This window comes from Dyadobacter luticola (assembly GCF_005860805.1).
In the GTDB taxonomy this organism is placed as follows: Bacteria; Bacteroidota; Bacteroidia; order Cytophagales; family Spirosomataceae; genus Dyadobacter; species Dyadobacter luticola.
Genome location: NZ_VCEJ01000004.1, coordinates 680,147 through 695,561, shown reverse-complemented (window position 1 = coordinate 695,561; position 15,415 = coordinate 680,147). Strand labels below are relative to the sequence as shown.

Annotated in this window: 13 protein-coding genes; 10 read left to right on the top strand and 3 right to left on the bottom strand. The window is 48.5% G+C overall.

Annotation, left to right across the window (positions count from 1 at the left end; genetic code table 11):
- The first annotated feature begins 26 nt into the window (after positions 1-26).
- Entirely contained in the window at positions 27-800 is a 774-nt protein-coding gene (locus FEN17_RS13645) for a shikimate dehydrogenase family protein (RefSeq protein WP_138365906.1), read from the top strand.
- Here FEN17_RS13645 and ribD read toward each other — a convergent pair.
- Positions 797-1,864, bottom strand: coding sequence for a bifunctional diaminohydroxyphosphoribosylaminopyrimidine deaminase/5-amino-6-(5-phosphoribosylamino)uracil reductase RibD (ribD, locus tag FEN17_RS13640; RefSeq protein ID WP_138365905.1), 1,068 nt, complete (start codon positions 1,862-1,864; stop codon positions 797-799). The genes FEN17_RS13645 and ribD overlap by 4 nt on opposite strands.
- A gap of 91 nt (positions 1,865-1,955) precedes the next feature.
- On the opposite strand from ribD, the gene prmC reads away from it, so the two are divergent.
- Both prmC and FEN17_RS13630 read left to right on the top strand, forming a co-directional pair.
- Positions 1,956-2,816 carry a peptide chain release factor N(5)-glutamine methyltransferase gene (prmC, locus tag FEN17_RS13635; protein ID WP_138365904.1) on the top strand — a complete coding sequence of 287 codons (861 nt, stop codon included), beginning with the start codon at positions 1,956-1,958 and terminating at the stop codon, positions 2,814-2,816.
- Between the two features lie 12 nt (positions 2,817-2,828).
- Entirely contained in the window at positions 2,829-3,782 is a 954-nt protein-coding gene (locus FEN17_RS13630) for an AAA family ATPase (RefSeq protein ID WP_138365903.1), read from the top strand.
- On the opposite strand, the gene yidD is transcribed toward FEN17_RS13630, so the two are convergent.
- Positions 3,783-3,992 carry a membrane protein insertion efficiency factor YidD gene (yidD, locus tag FEN17_RS13625; RefSeq protein ID WP_138365902.1) on the bottom strand — a complete coding sequence of 70 codons (210 nt, stop codon included), beginning with the start codon at positions 3,990-3,992 and terminating at the stop codon, positions 3,783-3,785. It abuts the gene before it with no gap.
- Between the two features lie 50 nt (positions 3,993-4,042).
- Between yidD and lgt the strand changes: the two genes are divergently transcribed.
- Together lgt and FEN17_RS13615 are read left to right on the top strand one after the other, a co-directional pair.
- On the top strand, positions 4,043-4,873 hold the full coding sequence (gene lgt, locus FEN17_RS13620) for a prolipoprotein diacylglyceryl transferase (protein WP_138365901.1): 831 nt from the start codon (positions 4,043-4,045) through the stop codon (positions 4,871-4,873).
- Positions 4,874-4,968: 95 nt separating this feature from the next.
- A complete protein-coding gene (locus FEN17_RS13615) occupies positions 4,969-5,598 on the top strand; it encodes a hypothetical protein (protein ID WP_138365900.1) in 630 nt (209 codons plus the stop codon).
- Positions 5,599-5,679: 81 nt separating this feature from the next.
- Here FEN17_RS13615 and FEN17_RS13610 read toward each other — a convergent pair whose 3' ends face one another.
- Complete coding sequence (locus FEN17_RS13610) at positions 5,680-6,219, bottom strand: RNA polymerase sigma factor (RefSeq protein ID WP_138365899.1); 540 nt, start codon at positions 6,217-6,219, stop codon at positions 5,680-5,682.
- Between the two features lie 463 nt (positions 6,220-6,682).
- Here FEN17_RS13610 and FEN17_RS13605 point away from each other — a divergent pair, with 463 nt between their 5' ends.
- The 5 genes from FEN17_RS13605 to FEN17_RS13585 are packed head-to-tail and all read left to right on the top strand — an operon-like array spanning position 6,683 to position 15,379.
- Positions 6,683-8,608, top strand: a complete 1,926-nt coding sequence (locus FEN17_RS13605) for a PfkB family carbohydrate kinase (RefSeq protein WP_138365898.1) — start codon at positions 6,683-6,685, stop codon at positions 8,606-8,608.
- Positions 8,605-10,860, top strand: a complete 2,256-nt coding sequence (locus FEN17_RS13600) for a ligand-binding sensor domain-containing protein (protein WP_138365897.1) — start codon at positions 8,605-8,607, stop codon at positions 10,858-10,860. Before FEN17_RS13605 ends, FEN17_RS13600 begins: the two co-directional genes overlap by 4 nt.
- A gap of 22 nt (positions 10,861-10,882) precedes the next feature.
- Entirely contained in the window at positions 10,883-11,944 is a 1,062-nt protein-coding gene (locus FEN17_RS13595; RefSeq protein ID WP_138365896.1) for a polysaccharide deacetylase family protein, read from the top strand.
- A 9-nt stretch (positions 11,945-11,953) separates the two neighbouring features.
- Positions 11,954-13,144: a sialidase family protein gene (locus FEN17_RS13590; protein WP_138365895.1), complete on the top strand. Its 1,191-nt coding sequence runs from the start codon at positions 11,954-11,956 to the stop codon at positions 13,142-13,144.
- A gap of 18 nt (positions 13,145-13,162) precedes the next feature.
- Positions 13,163-15,379 carry a hypothetical protein gene (locus FEN17_RS13585; RefSeq protein WP_138365894.1) on the top strand — a complete coding sequence of 739 codons (2,217 nt, stop codon included), beginning with the start codon at positions 13,163-13,165 and terminating at the stop codon, positions 15,377-15,379.
- Positions 15,380-15,415: the final 36 nt, after the last annotated feature.

The following is a 15,415-nucleotide window of genomic DNA, read 5'->3' as shown; positions in this document are numbered from 1 at the left end:
TAAAAATATAAAATTATTTCACACTTATGGACTTATACGGTTTAATAGGTTACCCCCTTACCCACTCATTTTCAAAGAGATATTTCACAGATAAGTTTGTGCGGGAGAAGATCAAAGAGAGCAGCTATGAGCTCTTTGAAATGAAATCGCTGGAAGAATTGCCGCCTTTATTGAAGAAAAAAACAGATCTCCGCGGCCTGAATGTGACCATCCCCTATAAAAAAGACGTGATCGCCTACCTCGACGATATGGACGATGCTTCGGCAGAACGTATCGGCGCGGTGAATACGATCAAGATATATGCCGACGGCAGCACAAAAGGTTTTAATACAGATTATTACGGTTTCCGTCAGTCACTGGTAGAGTGGCTTGACCGCCGCGGCGAGGTTTGTACCAATTTCAAAGCATTGGTTTTGGGAAATGGCGGCGCGGCCAAAGCGGTACTTGTGGCGCTGAACGATCTGCACGTGGATTTCAAGCTGGTATCCCGCCAAAAAAGTGAGGAATCGATTACATACGAAGAAGTTACCGAGGATATCATGAATGAATATCTGCTCGTTATCAACACCACCCCGCTGGGCATGTTCCCGAATGTGGAAGAAGCCCCTGCAATACCTTATCAGTTTGTTGGCAAAAGACATTATTTCTACGACCTGGTATACAATCCGGCCGAAACATTGTTCTTGAAAAACGGCCACGACAAAGGTGCCGCGACGCAGAACGGACTCAAAATGTTACAGTTACAGGCAGAAAAAGCCTGGGAAATCTGGACGACCGAAGAAAATCTGTGGAGTATTTAAGTGCGGGAATAAAAAGTCCAGAGATCATTTTCGACTTGCTCCGAGCCTCTGAAAATACCTCGCGGAACCGGCGCAACAACTCCTTCGCGGATTTGAATGCTGCCCTGGCAGCGGCGGATTTCGTCCCATAGACCGGCGTCCAGAAATGACTGAATTACTGCCGCGCCGCCTTCGACGAAAACCGACTGGATTTTCCGCTCGTGCAGTCCGGTTAAAAGCTGTTTAATTTCATCATAACCCGCTTCCACTTTCATATAAGCTACCGGGAATGTTTCAGCACATCGCTCTGGAGTTGCCGGCAGCGGCGTTTGCTCCTGATAGTTGACGACGATTGTCGGCTGCGTGCCGTCCAGTAAATGATGTGTTTGGGGAAGCTGCAAATACCTATCCAGCACGATCCTGACAGGGTTTCTGCCCACCCACAGCCGCACATTCAGACGCGGATTATCATTCAAAGCCGTTTTGAAACCCACCAAAATCGCATCTTCCTCCGTCCGCCATTTATGCACACGAACATTGGACAGCGTTCCGCTGATTTTCACCGGATTTCCGGAAGAGTTTCCCAGAAAACCATCGGCAGTTTCAGCCCATTTCAGGATCACGTAAGGCCGCTGGAAGTTCATGGCAGTAAAAAATCGCTTGTTCAATGCCAGCCCGTCCGCTTCCAGCACACCGGTTACCACTTCAATTCCGGCGTCCAGCATCCGTGCAATGCCGCGCCCGGAAACCAGCGGGTTTGGATCCACGTTACAGATCACCACTTTTTTGATTTTTCGACTAATAAGCAGGTCGGCGCAGGGAGGGGTTTTGCCGTGGTGCGAGCAGGGTTCGAGCGTCACGTAGGCGGTGGATTCGGGGAGCAAATGCGCGTTACCTTTCTGGTCCGTGTCTTCGATGGCCCTCACTTCGGCATGCGGGCCGCCGTACTGCCGGTGCCAGCCCTCGCCGATAATCATGCCATCATGCACGATGACACAGCCGACCATCGGATTCGGGCTTACATTACCGCGGCCGTAGCCCGCCAGCTGCAAAGCCCTGTGCATCCATTGAATGTCCGTCTCCATCGCGCAAAAATACAAACGTCCTTTTAAAGTCAGCTTTCGCGAGTTGGCATAATTTGCTAACTTTCCGACATTGGATTAAAAACGATTGAAAATGACTTCGGCACGCCAGCTATATCAATATATCTTAAAAAGCATAAAAGTTTATCCCGACAAAGAAGCGCAGGCCATCGCATTCATGCTCCTGGAACATTATGTGAGGCTTCGCAACATTGATGTGCTGGTGGACCGTCCGATCCCGGAAAATACGGCACAGCCGGATTGGGAGAACATTATTGAAAGGCTGAACAACAACGAGCCCGTTCAGCATATCATCGGCTCCACCGAGTTTTGCGGGCTCGAATTCCGGGTTTCTTCCTCCGTGCTGATCCCCCGCCCCGAAACCGAAGAGCTCGTACAAATGGTTACCCGCGACTATGCGGAGCCTGAAAAAAACATTTCAATTCTTGATATCGGCACCGGGAGCGGCTGTATCGCCATCGTGCTCGCCCGGTTTCTGCCGCACGTGTCAGTGCACGCCTGGGACGTATCCGACGAAGCCCTGGAAGTAGCCAAAGAAAACGCCCGCCAGCTCATTGCTGATGTTACTTTTGCCAAGCAGGATATGCTCAATGTTACCTTCCCGCTGCCTGGAAATGTGATGCAATTCGACTGCCTCGTGAGCAATCCCCCCTATGTTACTTACTCCGAGCAGGAGCACATGCGGCCCAATGTTCTGCGTTTTGAGCCAAAGGAAGCATTATTTGTTGAAGACAGCGACCCGCTTTTGTTTTACAAAGCCATCGCCGACTTTGGTGTACATTGCCTCAAATCCGGCGGAAAAACGTATGTCGAGATCAACGAACATTTCGGCTCGGGCACCAAGCAGGTTTTTGAAGAAAGAAATTATAAAAAAGTGGAAATCTTGCGAGATATCCACGGAAAAGACCGGTTTGTGCGGGCTGTTTGGGAGTAAAAATCACATTTCATGTACATAGAAAAAATCAAGGAAGTACTGGATGAGATGGGCCGGGTTGTGGTGGGGCAGGATAAACTGCTCAACCGCTTGCTGATCGGTCTCTTCACCGGTGGACATATTTTATTGGAAGGCGTGCCAGGTCTTGCCAAAACATTGACCATCAATGTGATGGCAAAAGTATTGCACCTGGACTTTAAGCGCATCCAGTTTACCCCTGATCTGCTGCCTGCCGATTTGATCGGTACGATGATTTACAAACCAAAAATCGGGGATTACGAGGTAAAAAAGGGCCCAATCTTTTCAAATTTGATTTTAGCGGATGAAGTAAACCGCTCCCCGGCGAAAGTACAGTCGGCGCTGCTGGAAGCAATGCAGGAAAAGCAGGTGACGATCGGCGACGAAACCTATCTCCTCGACCGCCCGTTTGTGGTGCTGGCTACGCAAAACCCTGTGGAACAGGAAGGTACCTATCCCCTACCCGAGGCGCAGATCGACCGGTTCATGATGAAGGTGTACGTCGATTACCTCGATAAAGCCAAAGAATTGGAAGTCATGCGGAGAATGTCGGACATTAACTATGATTACCAGATCCGCCCGATCCTGAACAAAGAAGAAATCTTCGCAATCCGTGACAATGTAAATAAGGTCAACATTTCGGATACGCTGGAAAGGTATATTATTGAGCTCGTCTTCGCGACCCGCCGCCCGCTGGATTACGGGCTCCGCGATGAGGCGCGCTACATTCAATTTGGGGTGTCGCCGCGTGCCACCATTTACCTCAACCGCGCTGCCAAAGCATTGGCTTACCTGGAAGGCCGCGACTACGTTTTGCCCGAAGATATCAAGGAACTCGCGCCGGACATTATGAACCACCGGATCCTGCTCAACTACGAGGCGGAGGCCGACGGCGTGCGTACTATGACGATCATCGATTCCATTTTGCGGAAGGTCGCAATCGGCTGATCAAGGCACTGGGTCATGGCCATGCCCGCCCCACGGATGGCACCGGGAAAAGCGTTTCAGGCCCATCCAGCCGCCTTTTATCGCCCCGTGCTTCGTCACCGCCTCGATCATATACTGCGAACAAGTAGGGGTATACCGACACGAATTTGGCAGGTACGGCGACAGCACTCCCTGGTAAATCCGGACCAATCCTATGAGTAAAAATTTCATTTCTTGTCTTGTCTCAATGTCGTATATTTGACAATTAACATCACTTACGCATGATTTCCTATATCATCTGGGACGCCAGTCCTGAAATTTTTACAATCCCCGAATTTCTAGGTTTTGGCCCTTTCCCCGTCCGCTGGTACGGGCTTCTTTTTGCCCTCGGTTTTCTGATCGGCCAGCAGATCATGATCCATATCTTTAAAAAAGAAGGGAAATCACTCGAAGATATAGACGCGTTAACTTTATATATGGTTCTCTCGATCGTCATCGGTGCGCGCCTGGGACATTTTCTTTTTTATGAACCCGAAACCTTGTTCAAAAATCCCCTGGAAGTGATATTGCCGCCATACGCCGGACTGGCAAGTCATGGTGCGGTGATCGGGACGGTGATCGGGCTCTGGCTTTACTCCCGCTCGCGGAAAGCTACCGGGCAAACATTTTTCTGGGTTACCGACCGCCTCACGCTCACCTTTGCGCTGGGCGGCTGTTTTATCCGTTTTGGTAACCTGATGAACTCCGAAATCGTCGGTAAGCCTACTGATCTGCCCTGGGGCTTCGTTTTCATGCATAATACCGAGTTCAGACAAATTCCCCGCCACCCGGCGCAGCTCTATGAATCCATTTCCTGCCTGATCCTTTTCTTCGTTTTATTCTGGATCTGGAACCGCTACAAAGCCGCCACCCCACGCGGATTGATGGTGGGCGTTTTCCTTGTATGGGTATTTACATTGCGTTTCTTGTATGAATTCCTAAAAGAAAACCAGGAAGCTTTTGAAGCGAATTATGCCCTGAATATGGGCCAGTTTCTTAGCATTCCGGCGGTATTGTTAGGCATTTATTTCATAATCCGGTCGAGGAATAATCCTCTGGAACGCACAGCCTGAACCAAATAGAGAAAACCGCCAAGTAAGAAAGCCGGATTGGTTTGTTTTGATTAAATTGAATGGATATTCGAATCAAACCCCCAATCCTGTCCAAGATGAAAACATCGTTTATTTTCGCATGTTTGCTTTCCTCGGTTCTGCTTTTCAGCAGCTGCGGCAATAAAGAAAAAGAGCAAGAAGAGGCAGAACAAGAAGAAGAAAAAGCCAAGGAAGACGACAGTCCTGCCGATGCATTACAGGCCTTCGCTGACAAAGCAAAAGCCATCGGTGACCGCGAGACGGTTGATCCTGTGGATTTCCGCAAACTCAAAGAGCTGCTTCCCGAAAAGCTCAGCGGCCTCGACCGCACCGAAGCCACCGGCGAAAAATCCGGCGCGATGGGCTTTACGGTTTCCACGGCGCAGGCTAAATACAAAAGCGGCGAAGAAAGCATTGATGTGGAAATTGTAGATACCGGCGGCATCGCAGGTGTTTCTACCATGGCGCTGGCAGCCTGGTCGATGGCGGAGATTGATAAAGAAACGACCTCCGGCTACGAAAAAACGACGAAAATCGAAGGCTATAAGGCTTTTGAAAAATACAATAACGACAGCAAGTCCGGAGAAGTGAATGTGCTTGTGGGCGACCGATACCTGGTAAACGTTGAAGGCAACAACATTACCGTCGACCAGATGAAGGACATTCTCAAAGAAATCGACCTCGCGAAACTCAAAGATCTCAAATAGGCCAAAATGAACAAAGAGAAGCAATGTGCTTCTCTTTGTCAGGTTTTAGGAATATCGCGGGGGGTAACTTCTGATGCTATTTCAGATTGTAGCAAAATCTACTTTTTCTCTCAGTATCTGCTTGGCTTTTACCAGCTGGTTCTTCACCGTATTTTTCGAAATTCGCAGGAACTCTGCAATTTCCTGGTAAGATTTACCTTCTTCAATGTTCAGTTTCAATATTTGTTTTCTTTTCAAAGACAGCGAATCGACTGCGGCCTGCACGAGACTGATCCTTCTTTCGCTTTCTTCCCGCTCCTCTTCGCCAGCCGACCTGATGGCCTCCATATAGTATTTCCGCAGCTGCTCGCTTTTCTCGATCTTTTTGAAATGATCGAAAGCCATATTCCGCAGGCAGGTAAACAGGTAAGAATTGAAATTATAATCCGGCTTAATCTGCGCTCTCTTGACCCAGATTTTGATAAAAACATCCTGGACCATATTCTCCGCTTCCTCTTCGTCTTTCAGCAACGAAATGGTGAAACGCAGCGCAGGCGTCTTGTAGTAATTATAGAGTTCTGCAAATGCGGCTTCATCGCCTTGCGTCACTTTTCTGATGGTATTTTCGTCAGGATAGGCCACGGTTGTAAAGTTTATCGTATAGAAAGGGTTCGGGTTAGCTACTGGACTTTATTTTAAAAAGAACTTTTATTCTTTATTTAATACAAAACTAAAAACTATTCGAATGTGACAAAGCGCACGATTACTAAGCTGATATTCAAGTATGCTGAGAAAAATAAAGTTGTTTGAAACGCGACGATAGCAACTGAAAATTTTGCTATTCAAAACCTGAGTAACGTTTTCTTTCGAGTGGTGTCCTGAATTGTTTGATAAATCTACACGAAACATTTTCATTCCCAAATCGCAACTTGCGCAAAATTATCTTCAATTTGCGCAAAGTCGCTTCATTTAGCAATTCGGTAACAATAAGTTATCGTTCGGTTCTTATAAATGGTGCCGGACGCCGATAGCCTGCCCAACCGCTTCAAGAGTATTAAGCAATACGAAGCCAACATTTTCCTAAATCCCGTCAGAACAATTACCCATGGATCAAAGCCGCATCATTCAAATCCTTGAAAAAATCTCTTCCGTAAAAATGGCCGTCTACGGCGATTTCTGTCTCGATTCGTACTGGGTTATGGACAACCAGGGCTCCGAAGTTTCGATTGAAACCGGCCTCTGGACAGAAACCGTCGCCAGACATTACCATACCCCTGGCGGCGCAGGCAATGTAGTGGCCAATCTGGCCGCATTGAAGCCTGCTTCCATCAAGGTGATCGGCACAATCGGCGACGATATGCAGGGTCGGGAATTGACTGCGCAGCTTAGTAAGCTTGGTGCTGATACGTCCTCCCTGTTTATCCAGCAGGAAAAATTCTTGACATATAACTATCTCAAAAGGCTTATCGACGGCCAGGAAGCGCCGCGTATAGACTTTGGGGTTTATAATAAAAGAAGTGAAGATACCGACCAGAAAATCCTGGCGGCGCTGGAAGATGCCCTGCAACATTGCGACGCCCTGATCTTCAACCAGCAGGTGACCGGCAGCATTAATCATGAATCTTTTATTGAAGGTGCGAATGCGCTTTTTACAAAATATCCCGACAAGATCGTGATGCTGGATTCCCGGCATTTTAATGATCGTTTTGAAAACACTTACCTGAAAGCAAACGATCGTGAAATTGCCTCGCTGACAGGCCTGACGGTTGCGCCAGACGAAAGTTTCCCGGTTTCAGACGTCAAAATTTTTGGCAAACAGGTTTTTGAAAAAAGTGGGAAACCGGTGTTTGTAACCTGTGGGGAGAGAGGCATTATTGCTTTTGATGAAAGCGGTTACCACGAAATTCTGGGCTTGCAGCTCAAAAACAAGCTCGATACCGTCGGCGCGGGCGATACAGCCATCAGCGCAATCAGTCTTTGCCTGGCAGCCGGTTTTTCACCTGCCGAAGCAGCCGTATTTGCCAACTTCGCGGCCGCAGTAACTGTACAAAAATTGTATACAACCGGCACCGCCAATGCCGAAGAAATCCTGGCAATCAGCAACGAGCCGGACTACATATATAACGCTGACCTCGCCGAAAACGAGCGCAGCGCCACATTTTATCCTGATACAGAATTTGAACTTTGTGCGCCGGAAGTGCTGGAAAAGCTGGGCCACATTCGCTACGCGGTGTTTGACCACGATGGTACGATTAGCTCGCTGCGGCAGGGCTGGGAGGAAATTATGGAGCCTGTGATGATGAAATCGATTTTGGGAGAACAATATGAGACGGTCGATGCGGGCACATTCCATAAGATTAAGGAAGATGTGAAGCTGTTTATCCATAAAACCACGGGTATCCAGACGATTTATCAGATGGAAGGTCTGGTGAATCTCGTGCGTGAATTCGGTTATGTGCCCGAAGATCAAATCCTGGACAAATTCCAGTACAAGCAGCTTTACAATGATGGGCTGATGGAAATGGTGAACAAGCGCATGGACAAACTGGCGAAAGGCGAGCTGGGCCAGGAAGATTATACCATGAAAGGTGCCGTCGCATTTTTATATCAATTAAAAGAAAGAGGCGTGACGATGTACCTCGCCAGCGGTACCGATGCCGAAGATGTGCGTAACGAAGCTGAAATGCTGGGTTATGCCGATTTGTTCGACGGCGGCATTTACGGCGCGCTGAAAGATTACACCAAGTTTTCCAAGAAAATGATCATTGAAAAGATCATTAAGGATAATAACCTGAATGGAAATGAGCTGGCTGTTTTTGGCGACGGTCCGGACGAAATTCGTGAGGGACGTCGCGCTGGCGGCATTTCGGTGGGTATTACTAGCAACGAAGTGCAGCGTTTCGGACATAATCCTGCGAAACGTCCACGGCTGGTAAAAGCCGGCGCACAGCTGATGATCCCCGATTTTTCTCAATATAAAAAACTGATTTGCCTGCTGTTTCAGGAAGATGTTAACTACGCCGAGGCATGAGCAGGTTGTCCCGTCATAGCGTCGTTTGGTGCACATTACTAAGCTGCCTTCTGATTTTTTCCTGTACCAAAAAGGAGAATGCGGATGCCGAGGATGCATTCTACCAGGACAAGCCGTTTTGGCAGGAATACCACGACGCTTATCCCGTCGGGAATAATGCGGGCGAAAACGAGGTACGTCAGATTATGGCAGATCAGGACGGTAATGTTTGGATCGCGACGGCAGCGGGGATTTTTGAAAAAACTAAGGAATCAAGAGCCTGGACAAAGATTATCACTGGTGAAGACGATGGGCCGGCTTATGCCGTAGCCGAGGATACGAGCGGGGTAGTTTGGCTGGGCACCTGGAATGGTCTATATAAAACTGAAAACAATTCTGTAAGTAAAATAGCTGGTCCCGCAGGACCAATTTCAGCGATCTGCGCTACTGTCGACGGCATTTTTGCCATCGGGCCGAATGGTTTTTGGATGAATAAAGGTCAGGGTTTTGTCAAAAAAGAAACCAAAATTGCCCGCTCGGTGCGGGATGTGATTTCAGATCAAAATCATGGTTTGTGGATCGCTACCGATGTGGGGCTTTATCATTGGAGAGAACAAAAAACCGATCATTTCTATAAAACCGACGCGCTGATCAGCGGCTACACGAAAGGTTTGGCGCTGGATGATCGTAAGAAGCTCTGGATTGGTGGATTGGGCGGAGTTACCATCCAAAATGCAGAGAAAAAAGAAAAAGAGTTGCGGCCAGCTGACGGCATTCCTTCGACTTATGTGACGGCAGTAAGGTATGCGCCGGATAGTTCGATGTGGGTGGGCAGCCAGGCGGGCGTAGTGCGTTACCGGCCCGATGGTACACATTCGCTACTGATTTCGCGGCGCTGGCTGATGCATGACCAGGTAAACAGCATTGCATTTGATAAAGAAGGTACCGCCTGGATTGCGACGCCTGGCGGTGTGAGCGCGATCCGGAAACGGAAAATGACATTGGCCCAGAAGAATGACTTTTTCTATGATGTATTGATGAAAAGGCACATTCGTGCGCCGTGGATCGCCGGGCAGGCACATTTGAAAGTGGCCGGAGATACGACATCCTGGGAGCCGGAAGATGACGATAATGATGGCGAGTACACTGGAAATTATCTGGCAATGGAAAGTTTCCGCTACGCTGCTACCAAACATCCGGTCGCGAAACAGAATGCTAAAAAGGGTTTTGGCTTCCTGAAACTTTTGCAGGAAGTGACGGATACCGACGGATTTTTCGCCCGCACCATCATCCCCGCCGACTGGACGCACATGCACGACGAAAACCGGACGTTTACCGAGCGCGAAAAAGCGGATGAGTTGGTGAAAGAGCCGCGCTTTAAACCGGTGGAAGTGCGCTGGCACAAGTCAAAAGATGGAAAATGGCTTTGGAAAGGTGATACCAGCAGCGACGAAATGTGCGGCCACATGTTTGGTTACTATTATTATTATACGCTGGTCGCGGATGAGGCCGAGAAAAAAGTGGTGGCGGCGCATGTTGCGAAAATCGTGGATTATCTGATGGCGCACAACCTCAACCTGGTGGATGTGGACGGTACGCCTACACGCTGGTCGGTATGGTCGCCGGACCAGATTAACCGTGAGCCGGAGTGGCTGCCCGACCGCAACCAGAACTCCATGGAAATGCTGACATTCCTGAAACTGGCCTATTTCATGACCCAAAATCAGAAATATGAAAAAGAATATCTCCGCCTGATTAAGAAGGAACATTACCTCGAAAACATGAAGGAGGTAACCAAGCAAAATCCGGCCTGGCTGATCTATTTTGACCTGGTTTTGCAGGCTTATCTCTACCCGATTTTGATTAATTGTGAAAAAGATCCGGAGAAGGTAAAGTTTTACAAAGAACACCTGGAAGAATGGTTTACCAAAAGAAAAGCCGACCATAACCCGCTCATTAATTTCATTTACTGCAATGCGCTGAACAAAAAAGCGGAGCTGCAAAACTCCGTCGATTTCCTGGTAGATACCCCGCTGGACCTGATCGACTGGCCGATTGACCACCGGAGAAGGGAAGATATCAGCGTGGTGCGCACACCGATTTTGGAGGATGAACAGGTGAATCAGTTGCAGCCTGCCAGCATTCGGATGACAGTTCGCTGGGACAAAAATCCGTGGACATTAGCAGGCGGAAACCCGCAGGTGGAGCGTGAGCCGGTTTTCTGGTTGCTGCCTTACTGGATGGGCCGCTACCAGGGTATGATTTCCAAATAGTTGGCAACATTAAACAACAGCCATGAAACGATTAATGCTACTTTTAGCTATCAACATTCTGTTTTTAGCCATGAACCAAACCCAGGCACAAACTGCCGAAACCTACGCCGAAAAGCTCGGCTGGCCGAAAGGCGCAAAAGTTGTGATTTTCCACGTGGACGATGCGGGTATGTCGTACTCGTCGAATGAAGGCGTGAAGAAATCGATCCAGAATGGCATTGCCACTTCGTGCAGCATTATGATGCCCTGCCCCTGGGCCGCAAGCTTTGCCAAGTTCGCGATCGCCAACCCGAATATGGACGCGGGGTTACATTTAACATTGACATCCGAGTGGCAGGATTACCGCTGGCCGCCGCTGACCGGCATTCCGCACGCACCGGGACTCACTGATAATGAAGGTGCTATGTGGCACGAGGTGGAGCAGGTGATAAAAAACGCAAGCCCCGATGAAGTGGAAGCAGAAATCCGTGCACAGCTCGACCGTGCATTGAAACTGGGTTTGAAACCGACGCACATGGATTCGCACATGGGCACTTTGTTTGCGCACATTCCCTACCTCGAACGCTACATTAAAGTCGGCGCGGAGCATCAGATCCCGGTCATGTTCCCGGGCGGGAATAATAAGCTTCTGATTGAAAGTCTCAACAATCCCGTGATTAAAAAGCTTAAATCGGAAGGAAAATGGAAGGAAGGCATGAAGCTGCCAAATCCTGAGATTACCAAACAAACCGGCCCGGTAGGACAGAAAATCTGGGCGGCGGGACTACCCGTGCTCGACGATCTGCACACGATCAGCGGTGACTGGAAACCCGAAGGTAACAACATTACGCCCGAGCAGTGGGGCAAATACAAAGCGCAAAAAATCAAGGAAACTCTCACGAATATGCAGCCTGGCGTGGCGATGATCATTGTCCACAGCAGCGACATCACAGAGGAATTCAAGTACATCAGCGCCTCGGGCGGCTCGCGCCATGCTGATATGCTGTCGATGATGGACAAGGATTTAAAGGAATTTATCAAGTCGCAGGGCATCATCCAGACTACCTGGAAGGAAATGATGGAGCGGCGGAAGAAAGTAAAATAGTTGGCGTACATGAAGAAATTGATTTTAACACTAGCCCTCAGTTTAAGTTTTAAAGTATTATCGTTAGCACAACAATCGTCTGGCACCGGAAGCCAGAATGTTGTACAGCAAATGCTGATTTTCCCGCACCAGCCGCAGCATGTGCATGGAAGCAGCTTGGTAAGTCTGCCCAATGGTGATTTTTTGGCAGCATGGTTTCAGGGAAGTGGCGAGAGGACGGAAGACGATGTAAAAATCATGGGAGCGAGGTTGAAAAAAGGCGATACGAAGTGGAGTGAGCCGTTTTTGATGGCAGACACCCCGCACATTCCCGACTGTAACCCGGTGCTTTTCCTGAATGCGCAAGGTAAACTTTTCCTGGTCTGGATCGCGGTGCAGGCCAATTTGTGGGAGCAGTCGATTCTGAGATTAAGGACTTCAACAGATTACAACAAACCCGGAGCGCCGGTCTGGAATTGGCAGGATAACATTCTTCTGAAACCGGATGAACATTTTGCCGAAGAGGTCGCAAAAAAGTTTAAGGATTTGCCTGAACATCAAGTTGGCTGGGCAGGTTACGCACCGAAATATGATGAAATGATCATCGAAGCCAGCAAGGATAAGTCTAAACGCAGCATTGGCTGGATGACGCGGATTAAGCCGCTTTTGCTGGAAAACGGGCGGATTATCCTGCCGCTTTATTCCGATGGCTACAATTTTTCGATGACGGCGATTTCAAATGATAACGGTGAAACCTGGAAACCCGGACTGCCGATTGTAGGCCGCGGACCGATCCAACCGGCGATCATTAAAAAGAAAAACGGTAACCTAATCGCCTACATGCGCGACAGCGGCGATGAGCCGACGCGGGTACACATGAGCGAGTCAGCCGACAATGGTGAAACCTGGAAAGCAACCGTGAAAGCGGACATCCCGAACACCGCGAGCGTAGAGCTGATCACATTAAAAGACGGCCGCTGGGCTTTTTTAGGAAATGACATTGATGACGGACGCTATCAGCTAAGCCTGATGCTTTCGGACGATGAAGGAAAAACCTGGAAACGAAAAGCTTTCATCGAAAACGACACGACGAAAAAAGGGGGCTACTCCTACCCTTGCCTAATCCAGACACCAGACGGATTGCTGCACATGACTTACTCGCACCACCCAGAAAAAGGGAAAAAGTCGATCAAATATGTAGTTGTCGATCCTACGAAGTAAAATTTAACTCTGCTAATTATGAAAACCCACGTATCACTCCTCATCTTCATCATTTCCGCATTCTATAAACCGGATACCCGTGCCCAGGCGGTTTACAAAGACAAACCTTATTTGCAGGATTACAGCATCAAATATTATTCAGATAACAAAACAGACCTTCTACAAGCCGCCTCCGACCGGAATGGCAACATTCAGATTTTAGCAAAAGAAGGTTTGCAGCATGTTTACGATGGCGAGTTTTTATACCCCGGAAAAGTCGTCCCTGACAATACTTACCGATTTTTAAAATACAAAAAAATCTCAGCGATCACGGCTTACGAAAACCAGTTTACTTACCTGACCGACTCCGTGATTTTTAGCAATGCATGGGCTGGGACATTGTTTTCCAAACATTCACTGCCCGGCGCGGACATTTTTGCAGGTGGTAAAGACCAGACCTTTCTGATATCGGATGGAAAATCTTTGCAGCTGATCAGGAATTCCCAAAATCTGTGGAGCGGCAAGCTGGATAGCGACGACATTCAGGACATTGTCTACCAGAATACGGCAGATCAGTTCTGGATTTTAGGTAAAAAATCCTTGTATTCTTTTTCATTAAAAGATAAAAAACTCTCAAAACAACTCGTGGGAGCAGATTTTACTTCTTTTGATATTACGAACAAAAACACCACCATTACCATCGGCACAACCGACGGCTACCTGACATTTAACATTGCGACCGCCAAACAAACCGGCGCAAGCCAGAAAAAAGTGCCGGTACCCAACATTACGGCGGTGAGAGAAGTAAATGGAAAAATCTGGTTTGGGTCGGATGAGGGCGCATTTGCACTCCGGCAAGACGGGAAATTCGACTACTATAACGGTGAGCGCTGGCTGCCGGGAAACAAGGTTACCGACATTGCCGAGGGACCTAGAAAATCCGTTCTGGTACTGACTACCAAAGGTTTGGGACAAATCATTTTCAAATCAATGACCCTGGAAGACAAAGCGATGCTCTTCGAAGAGCAGGTACGGCAGCGGCATATCCGGAATGGTTTCAATGCGACATTGGTCGGGATGGATCATGGGAATCTTTCGACCGGCTACATGGAGGATTCGGATAATGATGGCTTATGGACTTCGATGTACCTCGGCGGCGAGATTTTCAGGTATGCGGTGACCAAATCGCCTGAGGCTTTGGCAAATTGCAAGGATGCGCTGGACGGTATGGAGAGGTTATATACCGTCAATCCGATCCCTGGTTTTCCGGCGAGATCATTCGAGCGGTCGGGCCACATGAAGGAGTTGCATGACATTGAGCGCTGGCAGCATTCACCCGATAGAGAGTGGGATTGGAAATCGACAACGAGCAGCGACGAGATCATCGGGCACATTTTTGCTTTTGGTGCGATGGCGGAATTAGTGGATGATCCTTCAATGAAAAAACGGGCTATTACGCTGATTGACACGGTGATGTCGCACATTATCAAGAACGATATGTACCTCATCGACTATGACGGCAAGCCGACCATGTGGGGCAAGTGGAACCCAGAGTATGTAAATTCATTTCCAACGAATGTGGGCGACCGGAAGCTGAATTCGTCGAACATTATCGGGATGCTGCAAACGGCTTATCATTTTACCAAAAAGGAAAAATACAAGAAAAAGGCCATCGAGCTGATGACAAAATATGGTTACCTGGAAAACATGATGCGCTCGATGAAAGAAATCGGAAAAGCGCCTGCGGATGCGGATGAGCACGCCAAGCACATGTCCGACGGCTGGAACCACTCCGACGATGAGATGTATTTTGTGGGTTACTGGGGCCTGTACCGATATGCTTTAAATGATACTTTGAAAGCAAAATACAAAACGCAGATCCTCGACCACTGGCAAGTGGAAAGGCCAGAAAAGGAAGGTGCCTGGAATATCTTCACTGCATTAACCGGTGCGAAGGAATTTGACCTCGATGAAGCAGTCTGGTACCTGCAGGAACACCCGCTTGACCTGATCGACTGGGTGATTAAAAACAGCCACCGGAAAGACATTGAACTGCTGGAACCCAACTTCCGCAAACAGACCACGAAGGAAGTTCTGCCTCCCGACGAGCGCCCCGTTCAACGGCACAATGGCAATATGTTCAACCTCGACCGGAATGGTGGAAATGGTGCTTCTGAGCACAGCGCGGGGGATATTTGGCTTTTGCCTTACTGGATGGGCAGGTATCTGGGCGTGATCACCGCGCCGCAAAAATAATTCACAATGCACGTTTTTGTCGCCTTTCTTTTCCTG

Excerpts from the sequence above, each read along its gene's own strand:
- FEN17_RS13585 (WP_138365894.1), top strand. The coding sequence starts at position 13,163 with ATGAAAACCCACGTATCACTCCTCATCTTCATCATTTCCGCATTCTAT.
- yidD (WP_138365902.1), bottom strand. The coding sequence starts at position 3,992 with ATGAAATTTTTACTCATAGGATTGGTCCGGATTTACCAGGGAGTGCTG.
- FEN17_RS13600 (WP_138365897.1), top strand. The coding sequence starts at position 8,605 with ATGAGCAGGTTGTCCCGTCATAGCGTCGTTTGGTGCACATTACTAAGC.
- FEN17_RS13605 (WP_138365898.1), top strand. The coding sequence starts at position 6,683 with ATGGATCAAAGCCGCATCATTCAAATCCTTGAAAAAATCTCTTCCGTA.
- FEN17_RS13590 (WP_138365895.1), top strand. The coding sequence starts at position 11,954 with ATGAAGAAATTGATTTTAACACTAGCCCTCAGTTTAAGTTTTAAAGTA.
- ribD (WP_138365905.1), bottom strand. The coding sequence starts at position 1,864 with ATGGAGACGGACATTCAATGGATGCACAGGGCTTTGCAGCTGGCGGGC.
- FEN17_RS13595 (WP_138365896.1), top strand. The coding sequence starts at position 10,883 with ATGAAACGATTAATGCTACTTTTAGCTATCAACATTCTGTTTTTAGCC.
- FEN17_RS13615 (WP_138365900.1), top strand. The coding sequence starts at position 4,969 with ATGAAAACATCGTTTATTTTCGCATGTTTGCTTTCCTCGGTTCTGCTT.
- prmC (WP_138365904.1), top strand. The coding sequence starts at position 1,956 with ATGACTTCGGCACGCCAGCTATATCAATATATCTTAAAAAGCATAAAA.
- FEN17_RS13645 (WP_138365906.1), top strand. The coding sequence starts at position 27 with ATGGACTTATACGGTTTAATAGGTTACCCCCTTACCCACTCATTTTCA.
- FEN17_RS13630 (WP_138365903.1), top strand. The coding sequence starts at position 2,829 with ATGTACATAGAAAAAATCAAGGAAGTACTGGATGAGATGGGCCGGGTT.
- lgt (WP_138365901.1), top strand. The coding sequence starts at position 4,043 with ATGATTTCCTATATCATCTGGGACGCCAGTCCTGAAATTTTTACAATC.